The organism is Mycobacterium sp. SMC-17 (assembly GCF_045310915.1).
Lineage (GTDB): Bacteria > Actinomycetota > Actinomycetes > Mycobacteriales > Mycobacteriaceae > Mycobacterium.
The window spans coordinates 1-1354 of sequence record NZ_JBJIAK010000149.1 but is presented as its reverse complement, the minus strand read 5'-3'; the positions used below and the strand labels follow the sequence as shown (position 1 = coordinate 1354).

The 1354-nt window shown below is 65.1% G+C and carries 1 protein-coding gene; it reads left to right on the top strand.

All coding sequences use genetic code 11. The features are described 5' to 3' along the window. Positions 1 to 54: 54 nt before the first annotated feature. Positions 55 to 1325, top strand: a protein-coding gene (locus ACJH7A_RS30490) for an IS3 family transposase (protein WP_267325820.1) whose coding sequence is annotated in 2 segments (ribosomal slippage) — positions 55 to 328 and positions 328 to 1325 — 1272 coding nt in all. Because the reading frame shifts where the segments join, the coding sequence is not laid out codon by codon here. The last annotated feature ends 29 nt before the right edge of the window (positions 1326 to 1354 follow it).

Sequence of the window (1354 nt, the reverse complement as noted above, 5' to 3'; positions counted from 1 at the left end):
TGAACCACCCCGGGTTTGATGCACACCTTCTTTCGAGGGAAGGTTGTTCGCATCATGCCGAAGAAGTACGACGAGGAGTTCAAGGCCCGGGCGGTGCGGTTGGTCACCGATCACGCCGAGGAGTACGACACCCGCACCGCATGTCTGGAGGCGGTCGCCAAGCGGTTGGGTGTGTCCTACGAATCGCTGCGTCGCTGGTCCAACCAGAGCGAGGTTGATTCCGGTGCCCGCGAGGGGGTCAGCACCGACATGGCGCGGGAGAATCGAGAGCTCAAACGCAAGAACCGTGAACTAGAAGAAACCATCGAAATCCTCAAGGCGGCAACAAGTTTCTTCGCGCGGGAGAACGACCCGCGACGCCGCTGATCTGTGCGTTCATCGCCGAGCATCGCGCTCGGTTCGGGGTCGCTCCGATCTGCCGCGTGCTGTCCGAGCACGGCTGCCAGATTGCCCCGAGAACGTTCTATGCCTGGCTGTCCCGCCCACCGTCAGCACGCACGTTGTGGGACACCGTCATCACCGAAGTGCTGGCCGGCTACTACGAACCTGACGAGAAGGGCCGACGCACACCCGAATCGCTATACGGGGCGACCAAGATGTGGGCTCACCTGCAGCGCCAGGGCATCACCGTGGCCCGCTGCACCGTGGAGCGCCTCATGCGCGCCAACGGCTGGCACGGGGTCACCCGCCGCAAGAAGGTCCGCACCACCATCGCGGACCCGGCCGCGGGACGGGCACCAGACTTGGTGGACCGCCAGTTCCGGGTCCCCGCCCCGAACCGGCTGCTGGTCGCGGACTTCACCTACGTCCGACTGTCCAGCGGGGCGTTCGTGTACACCGCGTTCGCCATCGACGCGTACGCCGGCCGGATTGTGGGCTGGACCTGCTCAGCGAGCAAGAGCGACGCCTTCGTGCGGCGGGCGATCCAGCACGCCGCCGAACTACGCAGACGTGAAGGTAATCCATTGTCCGGCAGCACTATTCACCACAGCGACGCGGGCTCGCAATACACGTCGGTGCGCTTCGGGGAAACCCTGGCCCTGTCCGGGCTCATCCCGTCGATCGGGTCGGTCGGGGACGCCTTCGACAACGCCCTGGCTGAGACGACCATCGGGCTCTACAAACACGAAGCCGTCCGCGACGACTCCCCGTTCCGGCGCGGCCCGCTGCACCGGCTGACAGACGTGGAACTGCTCACCGCCGAGTGGGTGCACTGGTACAACACCGACCGGCTCATGCACCGCCTGGGCCGCATCCCACCGACCGAGTACGAGACCATCTACTACGCTACGACCGCAGCCCAATCAGAGACTGCGCACCAATAACCGGTGTGCACCAAACTCGGGGTGGTTCA